Genomic DNA, 15,262 nt, shown 5'->3' on the forward strand with positions numbered 1-15,262 from the left:
TTGGCACTCCTCGGTTTCAGTTGCGCAGGTCTTGCGGCAACAGGTCGGCGGGGAAATTCTGGTAGGCGACGGGGCGCAGAAACCTGCGGATCGACATGGTCCCGACGCTGGTTGCGCCGAAGTTGGTCGAGGCCGGGTAGGGTCCGCCATGCACCATGGAATCGACAACCTCGACGCCGGTTGGAAAGCCGTTGACCAACACTCTGCCAGCCTTCCGTTCGAGGATTGGCAGCAGGTCGCGGGCAAGGCCCAGATCGGCGTCGTCCATATGGATCGTCGCTGTCAGCTGTCCCTGAAAGCTTTCGGCAAGGGTGAGCAACTTTTCAGGCGAGCCGACGCGCACGACGAGGCCGAGAGGACCGAATACTTCTTCGCTGAGCGAGTGATCGGCAAGCCAGGCCGAGCCGTTGGTCTCGAACAGGTTCGGCGTTGCTTCGCGGTCAGCACTCTGTGCCGCCAGAACCGGAGCGACGGCATTGCTTGTCCGCATGCGCTCGACACCTTCGTGATAGGCCGTGGCGATGCCTTTGGTCAGCATCGTCTGCGGCGCCACCTTTTCAAGAGCCGCCTTGGCGGCACTGGTGAACTTGTCCGCCTCCGGCCCGTCGACGACAACGGCGATTCCGGGTTTGGTGCAGAACTGGCCGGCACCAAGCGTCAGGGAACCGGCCCAGCCTGAACCGATCGCCTCTGCCCGGGCAGCGGTAGCGGCCGGCAGCAGGAACATCGGATTAACGCTGCCAAGTTCCCCGAAAAAGGGGATCGGCTCAGGGCGTTGGGCGCAAAGGTCAAAGAGCGCCCTTCCGCCGGCAAGCGAGCCGGTAAAGCCAACGGCTTTGATGGCCGGATGCGTCACCAGCGCCGTTCCGACATCACGGCGCCCCCCTTGGATTAGGCTGAAGACGCCGGCCGGCATTCCGGTGCGCTCGATAGCGGCTGCAATCGCCTCGGCAATGATCTCACCTGTGCCGGGATGGGCTGAATGTCCCTTCACCACGACCGGGCAGCCCGCGGCAAGCGCGGCTGCCGTATCGCCGCCGGCCGTCGAGAATGCCAGCGGAAAATTCGAAGCGCCGAAGACGGCGACCGGGCCGATCGGCCGCTGCACCAGACGGATCTCGGGCCGCGGCGCCGGCTGCCGATCGGGTTGGGCTGCGTCGACGCGAGCGTCGAGATGCGCGCCCTTGCGGATATGGTCGGCAAACAGTTTGAGTTGGCCGGTGGTGCGAGCGCGTTCGCCGTTGAGCCGGCCCTCCGGAAGCCCGGTTTCCTGCGTTCCGATGAGGGTGACGGCCTCGCCGCGCTTGTCGATCTCCTCGGCGATTGCCTCGAGGAAAATGCCGCGCTCCTCGCGTGTCGTTGCCGAAAACGCTGCAAAAGCAGCTTCGGCGGCGCGGCAGGCGCGGTCGACCAGTTCCGTTGTGCCGACAGCAAAGTCATGTGCCTGCCCATGCGCCGGCTCTGACCGAAATGTCGTCGTTCCGGCAATCCACTCGCCGGCGATGAAATGCCTGCCTGAAGGGGTCCAGCTCATTGTTCTTCTCCTCGGCGGAGCCTCGCTCCGTCCTGATGCGTGAAGTGTTGTCCAAGGTTGGGTCGCCTTAGCGGCCGTTTGCCTTTCGCCATTCGGCAAAGAGCGTCAGATTGCTTTCGTCGGTGGCCGGGTAGAGGCCGATGATCGTATGACCTTGCTTGACGCGCTCGGTGACGAAATCTTCGTAAGCGGTCATCTCCACCGCTTCATCAGCGATCTCGTCGGCGATCTCAGCCGGGATGACGATCACGCTGTCGTCGTCGCCAACCATGATGTCGCCCGGGAAGACCGCCACATCGCCACAGCCTATCGGCACATTGATGTCGATTGCCTCGTGGAGCGTCAGGTTCGTCGGGCTGGAGGGACGATTGTGATAGGCGGGGATATCAAGGCCGCCGATGGTCATGGCGTCCCGGAAGCCGCCATCGGTGACGACGCCGCCGCCGCCGCGCATCATCAGGCGGGTAATCAGGATGTCGCCGGCAGAGGCTGCGCGCGGATCCTTGCGGCTGTCCATCACCAGAACAGAGCCTTCCGGGCACGTCTCGATGGCAAGCCGTTGCGGATGTTTCGGGTTCCGAAAGACATTCATTGCGTTACGGTCCTCGCGCGCCGGCATGTAACGCAGCGTAAAGGCTGGTCCGACCATATTGCGGCCCTTCGGCTGCACCGGCCGAACATCCTGGATCGTCTGGTTTCTCAGACCGCGCTTGAACAGTGCCGAACAAAGCGTCGCGACGGAGACGCCCATCAGTTTGTCACGGGTTGCGGGGTTCATATATCCTTCTCCTCGTTCTCATTCAGACGCCGAAACTGCAGGTTTCCACGGTCCAGTCACGAGCCTTGCCCGTCAGGCTGCAACCCAGGCCCGGACGGGCCGGCACGATCATCCGGCCGTCCTTGATATCGAGTTGTTCGTTGAACAGTGGCGCCAGCCAATCGAAATGCTCTACCCACGGCTCATGCGCATAGGCGGCCGCCAGATGCAGATGGATTTCCATGGCGAAATGCGGGGCCAGGCGCATACGTTTCGCCTCGGCGTGTGTGCAGATGCGCAGAAAGGGCGTGATGCCGCCGACACGCGGCGCATCCGGCTGAATGAAGTCGACCGCATCGGCCCGGATCAGCGCCATGTGTTCGTCGGCGCTTGCCAGCATTTCGCCGGTGGCGATCGGCGTGGCGAGTTCGCGTGCCAGTGCCGCATGGCCCTCGGCGTCGTAGGCATCGAGCGGCTCTTCGATCCATTCGAGGTTGAGCGGTTCGACCAGCCGGCCGAAACGCAAGGCCGTCGTGCGGTCCCATTGCTGGTTTGCATCGACCATCAACGGGACACGGCCATCGATATGGCTGGTCACCGCATCAAGCCGGCGAAGGTCGATCATCGGGTCCGGCTGTCCAACCTTGATCTTGATGCCGCCGATACCGGAGGCGATCGAGTGGTCGATGGCATCGCGGATTTCCTCGACGCTCGATGACAGGAAGCCGCCGGAGGTGTTGTAGCAGGCGACACTGTCGCGATGGGCGCCAAGCAGTTTTGCGAGCGGCAGGCCGGCGCGTTTCGCCTTGAGGTCCCAGAGGCAGATGTCGATGGCGGCGATTGCCTGCGTTGCGATGCCGGAGCGGCCGACCGAGGCCCCTGCCCAGCAGAGCTTGTCCCAGATGCGCGCGGTATCGTTGGGATCTTCGCCGATCAGGTTGTCGGCAAGCTCGCAGGCGTGTGCATAAAGGGCAGGTCCGCCTGCCCGCTTCGAGTAACTGAAACCAAGCCCACTATGGCCAGCCTCGGAGACGATCTCGCAAAATAGAAAGGCCACCTGGGTCAGCGGCTTCTGCCGGCCGGTCAACACCTTGGCATCGCTGATCGGCCGCGCCAAAGGCAGGTAAGCGAGCGACAGGGTGACCGATCGGATGGCGTCCAGCTTGGACGGACCGGCAGCGAAGCCAGCCTTGGGCGGCTGTGCGGGGATCGTGCGACGATTGGGATCAAACATCGTGGTGCCTCAGTTGATGGCCGGTTCCGGCGTCTTGCCACCGAATTGCGTTGTCAGGAAATCAAAGTCGCAGCCTTTGTCGGCTTGCTCGATATGGCCGGAGAACATAAAGCCGTAACCGCGTTCATAATGCCGCGTCGGCGCCACCCAGGCGGCCCGCCGCGCTGTGATCTCTTCTTCGGCAACCAGCATATTGAGGCTGCGTGCCGGAATATCAAGCTCGACCATGTCCCCCGTCCTCAGCAGCGCCAAAGGCCCGCCAACATAAGATTCCGGTGCGACATGCAGCACGCAGGCGCCGAAACTGGTTCCGGACATGCGGGCGTCCGAGATGCGTACCATGTCGCGCAGGCCGAGCTTCAACAGCGCCTTCGGCATCGGGATCATCCCCCATTCCGGCATGCCCGGTCCACCCTGGGGGCCGGCATTGCGGAGCACGAGAACCGTGTCCGGCGTCAGCGGATAGTCGGGATCATCGATGATCTTCTTCATCTCCGCATAGCTGTCGGCGACCAGCGCCGGGCCGCGATGGCGATGGAATTTTGGGTCGCAGGCCGCCGGTTTGATGACCGCGCCGTCGGGACACAGGTTCCCCTTGAGCACGGCCAGCGAACCTTCATGATAGACCGGGTTCGACAATGGCCGGATAACGTCGTCATTGTAGATCTTCACCTGGTCGAGACCATCCACCAAGGGTTTTCCCATAACGGTGATCGCGGTGGGATCCAGCTTGTCGCCGAGCTGCTTCATCAGGGCACGCAAGCCACCCGCATAAAAGAAATCCTCCATCAGGTAGGTCGAACCGGAAGGCCGGATGTTGGCGAGAACCGGCGTCGTGCGACCAATGCGATCGAGATCATCGAGCTCCAGCGGGACGCCGGCGCGCCGCGCCATGGCGATCAGGTGAATGATCGCATTGGTGGAGCAGCCGGTCGCCATGGCGACCGTGACCGCATTGTCGACGGCCGCGGGAGTGATGATCTGCTCCGGCGTCAGATCCTCCCACACCATATCGACGATGCGGCGGCCGCAGGCCGCCGACATGCGCTGGTGGTTGGCGTCGGCTGCTGGGATCGAGGATGCGCCCGGCAGCGTCAATCCCATAGCCTCTGCGATCGCCGTCATCGTCGACGCCGTGCCCATGGTCATGCAATGGCCGTAACTGCGGGCGATTCCGCCTTCGATGCCCTGCCACTCCTCCTGGGTGATCGTGCCGGCGCGGCGCTCGTCCCAATATTTGAAGCCGTCGGTACCGGAGCCCAGCGTCTTGCCGGCATAGTTGCCGCGCAGCATTGGGCCGGCAGGGAGATAAATGAAGGGAATGCCCATGCTGACTGCGCCCATGACAAGGCCTGGTGTCGTCTTGTCGCAGCCACCCATCAGAACGGCGCCATCGACAGGATGGCTCCGCAACAGTTCCTCGGTCTCCATCGCCAGCATATTGCGATAGAGCATCGTCGTCGGCTTGACGAAGTTTTCGGAAAGGGAAAGAGCGGGCAGTTCCATGGGGAACCCGCCCGACTGAAGAATTCCCCGCTTCACCCATTCGGCGCGTTCACGGAAATGCATGTGGCACGGCTGCGCATCGGACCAGGTGTTGATCACCGCAATGATCGGCTTTCCCTGCCAATCCTCCGGCGCGTAACCCATCTGCATGGTCCTCGACCGGTGGCCGAACGAGCGCTGATCATCCGGCAGCATCCATCGGGCGGACCGCAATTGCTCGTAGGTTTTCCTCGCGGTCACGGCTTTCTCCCCACCTTTTCGCTTGCTTATTTCAGCGTTTGCACCAACTGATATTTTAGTTTGACATATATATCAATGGAAAGTTTGTCTTCTTGTGCATTAGGTCGTGCAAAGCTATGAATGGGACTGAAAAGGACGCCTCACATGAATTCCCAGTTCGCCTCCACATTCGGCCTGACCGCGCCCGGCTTTCCGGTCGTTGCCGGCAGTACGGTCCAGCGGGTCTATGATGATCTGCGAAAGCGCATCATCACCATTCAGTTGCCGCCGGACACCACGCTGTCGCGCACCGAGCTGACAGAGACTTATGAAGTCAGCCAGACTCCCATCCGTGACGCATTGCAGCTTCTCAAACAGGAGGGCCTGGTTCGCATTTACCCGCAGTCCCGCACTGTGGTGACCAGGATCGACGTCCTGCAGATTTACGAGGCACATTTCCTTCGTGTTGCACTGGAAACGGAAGTTTGCCGCCGCCTCGCAACCGATCCGGATCCGGATCCGAGCATCATCACCCGCGCCCGGTCGATCATCAAGATGCAGTCGGCAGTCGCCGACGACGCCGATCAGATTGCGATCTTCCAGGAGCTCGACGAGCTCTTTCACCAGACATTGTTCGCAGGCGCCAAGCGCAGCAGCCTCCACCAATTGATACGCGAGCGCTCCGGCCATCTCGAGCGTATTCGTCGCCTGCATCTGCCCGAGAAGGGCAAGATCGTCAGCATTCTCGATGGGCACCACGCCATCATCGATGCGATTGCCGCGCGCGACGAACAGGGTGCGGTCGATGCGATCCGAGAGCATCTCAGCCGCACCGTCGCAAAAGTGGAAGACCTGCGGAAGGAGTTCCCGGACTACTTCGTCTGATCTGCCGCGCCGCGGGTTTTGCCGGATCAATTGACCGGCGTCAGCAACGGCCTGCCTGCGAAGAAGGCGGCAAGATTGTCGACCGTCAATTGCGCCATCCTGTCGCGCGTTTCCTCGGTACCGCTGGCATGGTGGGGATAGAGCACAACGTTGTCGAGCGCGGCGAAGCGCGGATCGGGATTGGGTTCGTTGAGGTAGACATCGATGCCGGCCGAGGCGATCCGCCTTTCCTGCAAGGCCTTGATCAAGGCCGGCTCGTCGACCACGGTGCCGCGGGCAATGTTGATGAAGCTGCCCGTCGGTCCGAGCGCATTTAGTACGTTCGCCGAAATCAACCCTTCGGTCGAGGGCCCGCCAGGGGTCGCGACGATCAGGATATCGGCCCAGTCCGCCAGTTTTGCCGGTGCGTCGAAATAGGCAAAATCGTTGCCGGCTTTCTTCGTCCTCCCATAATAGCCGATCGTCAGGCCCACAGCTTCGCATCGCTTGGCAATGGCCATCCCTATGCGGCCGAGGCCGACGATCCCGGCCTTCTTGCCCGATGTCGATGTCGTCAGCGGCATCATGCCCTTCTGCCCCCAATCGCCGGAGCGCACATAGCGATCGCCTTCCGGCAGGCGCCGGCGTGCCGCCAGCATCAGAAGCAGTGCCATGTCCGCAACGTCGTCGCACAGCACCTCGGATGTGTTGGTGAGCTTGATGCCGCGCCGTGTCATCGCCTCGACGTCCATCTGGTCGTAGCCAGCCGAGGAACAGGCGGCGAGCTTTAATGCCGGCAATTTCGAAAGCAGGGCTTCGTCGATCGTCACATGGCCGTTGCAGACCAGCGCGGAAGAGATCGGGCCGGCTTCCCGCAAGAGAGCATCCCGCTCTTCGCCTTTGACAAGATCGAGCCGGTGCAGCGTGTAGGTCTCCTCCAGCATTGCCATCTGATGGGGCCGGAGCGGATAGGCGACGATGACATCGGGCTTCATGCGGAAACGAGTCCTTCCTGTCGTTGGCGGGCGGCGCGTCGGGTGGCCTGGATCTCCGGATCGGGATCGAGGCTCGCGGCAAGAAGCGCCTGCGTGTAGGGGTGGGAGGGCGCGTTGAAGATCTGCTCCACCGGACCCTCCTCGACAATCTCGCCGGCCTTCATGACGATGACACGATCGGCGAAATCGCGAACCACCGGTAGGTCGTGCGCAATGAAGAGGTAAGACAGGCCGAATTCGCGACGCAGGCCCTCAAGCAGGGCAATCACCTGTGCCTGGATCGACACGTCGAGCGCCGAAACCGCCTCGTCGCAGATGATCAGTTTCGGCTCCATCGCCAGCGCCCGGGCAATCGCGATGCGCTGGCGCTGGCCGCCGGAAAACTGATGTGGATATCTATCGGCCATATCCGGTTTCAGGCCGACCTTGACCAGCAACTCGGCCACTCTCTCCTTCCATTTCGCTTTCGGCAGGATATCCGGGTGAATGACCCAGGCCTCGGAAATCAACCGGAACACGCTCATCCGCGGGTTGAGGGACTGCGTCGGGTCCTGAAAAACCATCTGCAAATCGCGACGCAGTCCGAATATTTCTCTCGGGGTCATCGCAAGCAGATCGTTGCCGCGGTAGAGAACCTGGCCCTCCTGAGGATCATCGAGGCGAACGATCGCCCGGGCAAGGGTTGACTTGCCGGAACCGCTCTCGCCGACAACGGCAACGGTTTCGCCGGGCATGATGACGAAGTCCACGCCCTTCAGCGCCTGGAATGCGCCGAAACTCTTTTTCAAGCCGATGGCGCGCAGCAGAGGTTCGCCCTGCCGGTCACGCTCTTGCGCCATCGCACCCTTCCCCGGCGCGGCGGCAATCAGCTTCTTCGTATAGGCGTTCTGCGGGTTGCGATAGACTTCGGCCGCATTGCCGGTTTCGACGACGCAGCCGGAATTCATCACCACCACCCGGTCGGCGATCTCGGCAACGACGCCCAGATCGTGGGTGATCAGCAACAGGCCCATGCCGGTTTCCTGCTGCAGCTCCTGCAGAAGTTCGAGCACCTGCGCCTGCACGGTCACATCAAGCGCGGTGGTGGGTTCATCCGCGATCAGGATATCGGGCTTGCAGGCGATTGCCATGGCGATCATCAGGCGCTGCCGCTGTCCGCCGGAGAACTGGAACGGATATTTTCGCATCGCCGCCTGCGGATCGCTTATGCCGACGCGCCCGATCAATTCGAGCGCCCTCGCGCCGGCGCGCTCCGCCGACTGGCCATGCGTCGTCATCATCTCGGTGATTTGCCAGCCGACCGGATAGACCGGATTGAGGTGGGCGAGCGGGTCCTGAAAGATCATGGCGATCTTGGCGCCGTTGATCGAGCGCCGCTCCTCGGGCGTCATTTTCAGCATGTCGCGCCCGTTGAGGAGAATGGTGCCGCTGGTGATCTTGCCGGGCGGCATGTCGATCAGGTTCATGATAGCCGAGGCCGACACGGACTTGCCCGAACCGCTTTCCCCAAGGATCGCCAGCGTCTCGCCGCGATCGAGATGCCAGCTGACATCCTGCACCGCCTTGACGGTCCCGCTGGCGGTGTGGAACTCGACCGAGAGGTCACGCACTTCCAAAAGATGTTCAGCCATTTTTCCTGCCCCTCATTTCAAGGCGCCAGCGTTGTGTCGGATCGAGCGCGATGCGCAGCCAGTTCGACAGAAGGTTCAGCGACAGCGTCGTCAGAATGATTGCAAGGCCCGGCCAGAAGGAAAGCCACCAGGCATTGGTGAGATAGGGTCGTCCTTGCGCAACCATGAGACCCCAGGTGATCTCCGGCGCCTGAATGCCGATCCCAAGGAACGACAGGGAGGATTCCGCCAGCATGACGAAGGCGAAATCCAGCGTCGCGATGGTCACCAATGTGGGAAAGATCACAGGTAGGATGTGATGGAAGACAATGCGCCAATACGATGCTCCCATGACCTTCGCCGCCTGCACGAACATCCGCTCGCGCACTTCCAGCACTTCGGCGCGCGTGGTGCGCAGATAGATGGGAATGCGGGTGATCGCCAGGACGAGGACGATATTGGTGACCGAGGGCTCGAGCATGTAGAGCACAATCACCGCCAGAAGCAGCGACGGAAAGGACATGATGACGTCGCCGAGGCGCATGATCCATTGAGCCGCGGAGGAACGGCTGTAACCTGCCACCAGACCGAGCGTCGTACCGATGACGGATGATGCCAGTACGGCTGCCGCGGCAACCAGGATGGTGTTTTGCGCCGCCACGATGACGCGGGCAAGAAGCGGCCTGCCCAGCGCATCGGCGCCGAGAACATAAAGCATTCCGCGGGTGATATCGAACGGCGGCGCGTTGCGGCCCCGCAGGTTCTGCTTGGTGGCGATGGCTTCCAGCAGGAGCGGGCCAAACAGCGCACAGAGCAGAACGATCAAGAGGAACAGAGCCGCGAAGAAAGCGAGCTTGTCCGCCCACAGCATCGTCAGCCAGCGCCCGATCGGGCCGCTTGGTTTTTTCTCGGCGAGGATTTGTGTGTCGGCCATCGTCATCGCTCAATACCGGATGCGCGGATCGAGCAGCGCATAAGCGATGTCGATCAACAGGTTCATGATGAAGATCGCCAGTGCCGAGACCATGATGACGGCCAGCACGACGGCGAAATCGCGAAGCAAAATGGAATCGATCATCAGCTTGCCGATTCCAGGAAAGCCAAACACCGTCTCGACGACGACGGCACCGTTCAAGATGGCGGCCGCCTGGTCGCCGATGACTGTGATCACCGGCAGCATGGCGTTGCGCAGTCCGTGAATGAAGATGATTGAGTTCGAGCGGACCCCCTTGGCGCGGGCTGTCTTCACATAGGCGGAAGACAGAACACTGATCATCGAGCCTCGGACCACCTGCAGGATCAGGCCGAAAGGCCGGATGAACAGCACGCTGACCGGCAGGACCCAGTGCCAGAAAGTTCCCGTCCCCGATGTCGGCAGGACATGCAGTTTAACGGCGAAAATGACGATCGCCACGATGGCCAGCCAGAAATCCGGCGCCGCAGCGCCGATCAGCGAGAAAAAAGTGGCAAGACGGTCGAAGACGCCGCCGACGCGAAACGCCGCCAGCGAACCGATGACGATCGCGGCGACCGTGACCAGCGCCATGGTGATGGCAGCCAGCCAGAAGGTCCAGACGAAGGCCTCCAGCACCACATCCATGGCCGGACGGGCCTGTCGCAGTGACTGACCGAAATTGCCTTGGGCAAGATCCGAGACATAACGGCCGAATTGGATGATCAACGGATCGTTGAAACCGTTCATCTCGCGGAATTGCTGGCGCATTTCCGTGCTCGCATCGATCGGCAGATAGAGGTCGGTCGGATCGCCCGTCAGCCGGGACAGGAAGAACACGATGACGATAAGCACCACGAGCGATACGCCACTGGCGATCGCGCGTTTGCCGATGAAACTCTTCATGCCACTCCTCCCGAGTGACCCCCATAGGGGCCGTGATGTCCGGTTTCGTCTTCGTCTGTGCTACCTGTGATACCCCTCCGGCAACAGGCACGGCTCGACGACCAGTCTCTGTAACTGAAATATTAGTGCATCTAGAATTTTTGTGAACCCCAAAAATGATCGGGGTTTATCGCGGCGGCTTGCGTCGCCATGTCATGCCGCGGGTTCCAATAATGGCCACGCCGATGATCACAGCGGCTCCGATCCACGTCTGTACGGCCGGAACTTCCGCGAAAAATGAGAAGGCCATGAGGGCGACGACAGGCAATCGGAGAAAGTCGAGCGGTGCCAGAACGCTTGCGGTCGCCATACCGAAGGCGCGCGTGATCAGCGTCATGTTGAGTGCGCCGAGTGCCCCTTGGAGGGCAAGCAGTCCGAGTTGGCTCCACGTCGGCATCGACCAGACCGGCAGCATGACGATCAGGCCTAGCGGTACCGTCGCTATCAGATTCCATGCAACCAGCCGGTCGGCACTATCCCTCAATGCCATCCGCCGCAGCATCAATTGGCTGGCTGCCGTCAAGACCGCTCCTGCCAGCGCAAAAAGCAGCCAGTGGTCGAAACCGGACGCTCCAGGGCGAATGATGATCATGACGCCGATAAAACCTGCGACAATGCCGGCCACGCTGGAGATGCCGACATGTTCCTTCAACACCAGCCACGCACCGAGAACGAGAAACATCGGCATGGTGAAATTGATCGCCGTGGCATCGGCGAGTGGCGCGTGCGCAAAGGCGACGAACAAAGCAACCAGTGAGGCAAGCTTCAGACCCGCGCGCACGACATGCAGAACACGATAGGGAGAGGATTTCAGGTCGACCCGCGACACGATCCAGGGCGTGACGACAAGAAGCCCGAAAAGCGACCGGAAAAAGCCGATCATCAATGGATGCACGTCGCCGGCCAGCAAACGCACAATGACTGCGTCGAAACTATTTAAAATGGAGGCAGCCACCATCAAGCAGACGGCAAGGCCTGTGCGACCAGGCTGCATCACGCTTCTCCTGACCAGACCAAGGTGAACCCCGCTATATCGGCCATTCGATACAGCTGCGCGTTGAACCGGCAATCCATTGGAAATAAAGCCTTCCTGGCGTGTCTGCTAATCTCCCACTCCCACGGTTTGCCGCGACGGAGACCACTCATTCTCACCAGGGGCCGGCAGCATCCATTATCTCCGGCGCGGATTAACGGCTTTATCTCAATCCATCAGCCGCCGTCCACAGTGAGAGCATGATGCCGAAAAGTGTGAGCGGTTTTCGGACGACATCATGCTCTAACTATAAGAACAGGATTCAGATTTTAGGCCGAGCCGGCCTAAAATCATCCTGTTCTAGTGGATCATTCCGTTCGTCTTCGCCCGGTTCGAGAACTGGTGAACGAGCATGATACCCTGCTCGAGGAGCAACTCGGCGGCCTGCAGATCGCGCGGCGTCAGATCGCCGGATAGACCGCGAATCGTATTGGCGACGCAGATGGAGTTGGCGACGAAGCGGACGTCGCCCTCCCCTTCCGCCTCCTCGGCCGTTGCTTCCAAGGCGTCGGCGACGGTGTCGAGCAGGCTCGAGCGTTCGACGAGCGTCATGTCGTTCAGGGTTTTGGAAATGCCGTTCATGATTGTCTCCTCGCGTGTGCTCAAGGCGGATCGCAGCTCCGTTTTCTCGATTTCAGTGACGTGGCGGTGACTGTCAGATAGGATAGCTGTGTTCAGAAGCAACTCATGGCTGCCGCGCACCTCACGCATGAGTGAAGCGAGATCAGACGGCTCAATCAATAATTTCGGGCCGATCATTCAAGATGCGTCAGGAGGTCGGCAAGCATCGGTCGCTGCCCTTTCAACAGTTTTATGGCTGCGTCGGGCGGTGAAAACCACCCCGCGCGATCGACCTCCGGAAAGCTCTTTACCTGGCCCGACCGTGGTGGCCATTCCATTTCAAACTCGGAACTCTGTATCGTATTCACGTCCAGTACCGGATCGGCTTCGATCGACCACGCAACAACCATCTTTCCGCCAGGTTGCCGGTATTCGCCCAACGGTGTGAACCTGCCATCGACTGCTACACCCAGCTCTTCGGTAGTCTCCCTTATTGCTGCCGCGAGCTCATCTTCTCCAGGCTCGACCAGCCCCTTCGGGATCGACCACGCAGCCTCGTCTTTCCTAGCCCAGAAAGGACCGCCCGGATGGACGAGAAGGACTTCGATGTCGCTGGAAACGCGCCGGTATATCAGAAGTCCGGCGCTGCGGATTGCCATCGCCTTGTACCCTTCTTGTGTCGATCACGAGGCCAGGCATTCCTCACAGATGCCGCAGCCGTCATCGTCCATCCACCGACGCCGGCGCTTGCAGCAAAGGCAAGCAGCACGGTCTGGCTGTTCTTTCGTGTCTTCCGGTGGAATGATCTCGATCGTCTTGTCGATTAGAGTGTCGGCCACAAGCTCCGCCATCTCATTGCTCCATCAGTGTATTCTAATAAGATAGGAGCGGCGATCGATACCGGCAAGCTCTCGACGCCGGTCGGAGCGGCAAATGGCATGCCGAACCACATTCGGCGCTCTCAACATCGAGCGCTGGGCCTTTTTGCGACAGGTGATATAGTTCAATTTCGGTCGTCCACTAAAGCATGTTGCGCAAAATTGTGCAGCGGTTTTGCGAGAACGACATGCGTAAAAAACAAAGACCTAAAGCGCGAAGAGCGAATCTGAAAGATCGCGACGCGCTTTAGCGCGATACGACAAAGGAATATTCCATGGGAGACCAGAAACGCCCGCTGCAACCAGGAGAAAGTGCCCCCGCCTTTGCACTCGCTACGGCCAACTTCGACGGAACCGTCTCCTTCGCTGACTTGAGCGGTCGCCCGTTCGTGATCGGGTTCTTTCGCGGGTTGCACTGCCCGTTCTGCCGGCGTCAGTTAGAGCAGCTTGCCGGCGTACACCCGACCCTGCGCGCCGCCGGGGTGGAGACCGTGGCCGTCATCAACACGCCGGTGGAACGTGCCCGCCTGTATTTCCGCCACCGGCCGACGCCGATAACGCTTCTGTGTGACCCGGACTGCCGCACGCATCGAGCCTACGGTGTGCCCCATGGCGAGTTCCTGCCCGAAGGCAGCTGCGAGCAGCCCGAATGGCCCTATGGTGCAACGATGGCGCAGTTCCAGGCGGCACGCATCAACCCCACGGGCGAGCTGCCGGAACCGCTGCACCCGATGGAAGCCAACACGGTACTCAACGCCAAGGACGGCTTCGAGCTTGACGAAGCCGATAATGCGATCTTCGCGAACCACGCTACCCAGCTCGTCGGGCACTTCCTGGTCAATGCGAACGGCACCATCGCCTGGTCGCAAATCGAGGCGCTGGACGGGCCTAACAGTCTTGGCATCTTCCCGACTGCGGCGGAGATAATCGCCGCCGCCGGCAGCCTTGAACGCTGACTTTCAACGAACCATTGGCCAGCGTTGGCGAACTCTCCGACCTGTCATCAGTTTGACCTCCGCGTTCCGCCAGCCCGAGAAAATAGTCACGTTAGACAGACTTCAACCGTTGCTCGGTTTTTGCGTCGAACAGATGCAGTTTACTGAGATCCGGGGCAATGACGATCTGGTCGCCGGCGCGCAGATTAAGGCGCTCTCTTACCGTCGCAACGAGGTGATCCGCACCAAACTTCGTGGTGACCTGGATCTCCGCACCGGTGGGCTCGACGAGAACGACCTCAGCGGCAACGGGACCTTGTCCGATTGTGAGATGCTCAGGGCGAATGCCGTAGATAAGCTGTGCGCCGCGTTCCAATGGCGCTGCTTCGGGCAGCGGCAGCCTACCTCCGCCGTCCGCGATCAACTCCAGCGGCCCCGAAGTGCTGACTTGGCCTCGAATGAGGTTCATCGCCGGCGAACCGATGAAGCCCGCCACGAAAAGGTTTGCCGGCCGGTCGTAGAGATCGAGCGGCGAGCCTATCTGCTCGACGAAGCCGTCCCGCATCACAACAATCCGATCGGCCATCGTCATCGCCTCGATCTGATCGTGGGTGACGTAAATGGTCGTTGTCTTCAGTCGCTGGTGCAGTTGCTTGATTTCCGAACGCATCTGGACACGCAGCTTCGCGTCCAGGTTCGACAATGGTTCGTCAAACAGGAAGACCTGCGGATTTCTGACGATGGCACGGCCCATCGCCACACGTTGGCGTTGGCCGCCCGACAGGTTTTTCGGATATCTGTCGAGCAGATGCGCGAGTCCCAGAATTTCAGCGGCCTCTCGAACACGTTGCCTGGTCTGTTCCTTGGGTGCTTTCGCCAGCTTCAGCGAAAAACCCATATTCGCCTCGACTGTCAGATGGGGGTAGAGCGCATAGGACTGGAAAACCATCGCAATATCGCGTTCTTTTGGCGCGACATTGTTCACGACCTTGCTGCCGATCGAAATCCGACCAGCCGAAATCTCTTCGAGGCCGGCGATCATCCGCAACAATGTCGACTTCCCGCACCCGGACGGACCGACCAGGATCACGAATTCGCCGTCTTGGATATCGATATCCACCCCATGCAGAACTTCGAAGTGACCGTAGCTCTTGCGGGCATTCGCCACACTTACTGACGCCATAACTTTCTCCGGCTGAATGTTGGTATCTTCGGGACGCAGCCGCTCGTCTGACACGG

15 protein-coding genes are annotated in these 15,262 nt (G+C 60.8%); 2 read left to right on the top strand and 13 right to left on the bottom strand.

What is annotated here, in order from left to right; all coding sequences use genetic code 11:
• Nucleotides 1-16: 16 nt before the first annotated feature.
• From GR198_RS11345 to araD, 4 genes are all read right to left on the bottom strand, one after another.
• Nucleotides 17-1,534, bottom strand: a complete 1,518-nt coding sequence (locus GR198_RS11345) for an aldehyde dehydrogenase (NADP(+)) (RefSeq protein ID WP_164068936.1) — start codon at nt 1,532-1,534, stop codon at nt 17-19.
• Nucleotides 1,535-1,601: 67 nt separating this feature from the next.
• Nucleotides 1,602-2,312, bottom strand: a complete 711-nt coding sequence (locus tag GR198_RS11350; RefSeq protein WP_017996184.1) for a ribonuclease activity regulator RraA — start codon at nt 2,310-2,312, stop codon at nt 1,602-1,604.
• Nucleotides 2,313-2,334: 22 nt separating this feature from the next.
• Nucleotides 2,335-3,525 (bottom strand): L-talarate/galactarate dehydratase, encoded by a 1,191-nt coding sequence (locus tag GR198_RS11355; protein WP_003550772.1) that lies wholly within the window; start codon nt 3,523-3,525, stop codon nt 2,335-2,337.
• A gap of 9 nt (nt 3,526-3,534) precedes the next feature.
• A complete protein-coding gene (gene araD, locus GR198_RS11360; RefSeq protein WP_164068938.1) occupies nt 3,535-5,271 on the bottom strand; it encodes an L-arabinonate dehydratase in 1,737 nt (578 codons plus the stop codon).
• Nucleotides 5,272-5,415: 144 nt separating this feature from the next.
• On the opposite strand from araD, the gene GR198_RS11365 reads away from it, so the two are divergent.
• The gene (locus GR198_RS11365) at nt 5,416-6,135 is read left to right on the top strand and encodes a GntR family transcriptional regulator (RefSeq protein ID WP_164068940.1); all 720 of its coding nucleotides are present in this window, start codon (nt 5,416-5,418) and stop codon (nt 6,133-6,135) included.
• Between the two features lie 26 nt (nt 6,136-6,161).
• Here the strand turns inward: GR198_RS11365 and GR198_RS11370 are convergent, their stop codons facing one another.
• From GR198_RS11370 to GR198_RS35370, 8 genes are all read right to left on the bottom strand, one after another.
• A complete protein-coding gene (locus GR198_RS11370; protein WP_164068941.1) occupies nt 6,162-7,109 on the bottom strand; it encodes a 2-hydroxyacid dehydrogenase in 948 nt (315 codons plus the stop codon).
• The gene (locus GR198_RS11375; RefSeq protein ID WP_164068943.1) at nt 7,106-8,740 is read right to left on the bottom strand and encodes an ABC transporter ATP-binding protein; all 1,635 of its coding nucleotides are present in this window, start codon (nt 8,738-8,740) and stop codon (nt 7,106-7,108) included. Before GR198_RS11375 ends, GR198_RS11370 begins: the two co-directional genes overlap by 4 nt.
• Nucleotides 8,733-9,659, bottom strand: a complete 927-nt coding sequence (locus GR198_RS11380) for an ABC transporter permease (RefSeq protein ID WP_204337066.1) — start codon at nt 9,657-9,659, stop codon at nt 8,733-8,735. Before GR198_RS11380 ends, GR198_RS11375 begins: the two co-directional genes overlap by 8 nt.
• A gap of 3 nt (nt 9,660-9,662) precedes the next feature.
• Nucleotides 9,663-10,577 (bottom strand): ABC transporter permease, encoded by a 915-nt coding sequence (locus GR198_RS11385; RefSeq protein ID WP_164023389.1) that lies wholly within the window; start codon nt 10,575-10,577, stop codon nt 9,663-9,665.
• Nucleotides 10,578-10,743: 166 nt separating this feature from the next.
• The gene (locus tag GR198_RS11390; protein WP_164068944.1) at nt 10,744-11,610 is read right to left on the bottom strand and encodes a DMT family transporter; all 867 of its coding nucleotides are present in this window, start codon (nt 11,608-11,610) and stop codon (nt 10,744-10,746) included.
• Nucleotides 11,611-11,949: 339 nt separating this feature from the next.
• Nucleotides 11,950-12,231, bottom strand: coding sequence for a hypothetical protein (locus tag GR198_RS36235; protein WP_029871626.1), 282 nt, complete (start codon nt 12,229-12,231; stop codon nt 11,950-11,952).
• A 173-nt stretch (nt 12,232-12,404) separates the two neighbouring features.
• Nucleotides 12,405-12,869 carry an NUDIX domain-containing protein gene (locus GR198_RS11400; protein ID WP_011649022.1) on the bottom strand — a complete coding sequence of 155 codons (465 nt, stop codon included), beginning with the start codon at nt 12,867-12,869 and terminating at the stop codon, nt 12,405-12,407.
• A 24-nt stretch (nt 12,870-12,893) separates the two neighbouring features.
• Nucleotides 12,894-13,061: a hypothetical protein gene (locus GR198_RS35370; RefSeq protein WP_165422458.1), complete on the bottom strand. Its 168-nt coding sequence runs from the start codon at nt 13,059-13,061 to the stop codon at nt 12,894-12,896.
• Nucleotides 13,062-13,363: 302 nt separating this feature from the next.
• Between GR198_RS35370 and GR198_RS11405 the strand changes: the two genes are divergently transcribed.
• Nucleotides 13,364-14,044 carry a redoxin domain-containing protein gene (locus GR198_RS11405; RefSeq protein WP_164068947.1) on the top strand — a complete coding sequence of 227 codons (681 nt, stop codon included), beginning with the start codon at nt 13,364-13,366 and terminating at the stop codon, nt 14,042-14,044.
• 91 nt (nt 14,045-14,135) lie between these two features.
• Here the strand turns inward: GR198_RS11405 and GR198_RS11410 are convergent, their stop codons facing one another.
• On the bottom strand, nt 14,136-15,206 hold the full coding sequence (locus GR198_RS11410) for an ABC transporter ATP-binding protein (RefSeq protein WP_164023600.1): 1,071 nt from the start codon (nt 15,204-15,206) through the stop codon (nt 14,136-14,138).
• Nucleotides 15,207-15,262 lie beyond the last annotated feature (56 nt).

Source organism: Rhizobium leguminosarum, assembly GCF_010668065.1.
Lineage (GTDB): Bacteria > Pseudomonadota > Alphaproteobacteria > Rhizobiales > Rhizobiaceae > Rhizobium > Rhizobium leguminosarum_S.